General features: G+C 36.1%; 1 protein-coding gene. It reads left to right on the top strand.

The window, feature by feature from the left end; all coding sequences use genetic code 11:
• On the top strand, positions 1–125 hold a 125-nt coding region (locus B2Y23_RS04000; RefSeq protein ID WP_291369172.1), incomplete at its 5' end, for a DUF4113 domain-containing protein.
• Positions 126–391: the final 266 nt, after the last annotated feature.

The following is a 391-nucleotide window of genomic DNA, read 5'->3' as shown; positions in this document are numbered from 1 at the left end:
GCTATCATTCTGCCAATCCGGCCTGGCAGATGAAACAGCAGCACCGCTCCCCACGCTATACTACCTGTTGGCAAGAAATGCTCACAATTGATGACTCTGCGCTGACCGTTACACAAAATAAATGAACTGTTTTGGTCAATTCAGCTTACAATGTAAAAAATAGTAATAATTATAAAAAATGTCATTTTTTAACATTGCCAATTCCTTGCAAAGTTCCCATTATATAGCTCAGTTTTGACACATAGCTTCCGTATCAATTCAAACAATTTATAATAGAAATACGGAAATATATGCCATAATACGCAAACTTTGCTGACATCTTGCAAGGTATATTTGCAAATTTATAATTGGAGCAAGCTGAATGAGCTCAACCATTTTGGTTATTCATGGA

Source organism: Acinetobacter sp. UBA5934 (assembly GCF_002430855.1).
In the GTDB taxonomy this organism is placed as follows: domain Bacteria; phylum Pseudomonadota; class Gammaproteobacteria; order Pseudomonadales; family Moraxellaceae; genus Acinetobacter.
The sequence above is the reverse complement of the archived record's forward strand: the minus strand, read 5'-3'. Positions and strand labels throughout refer to the sequence as shown.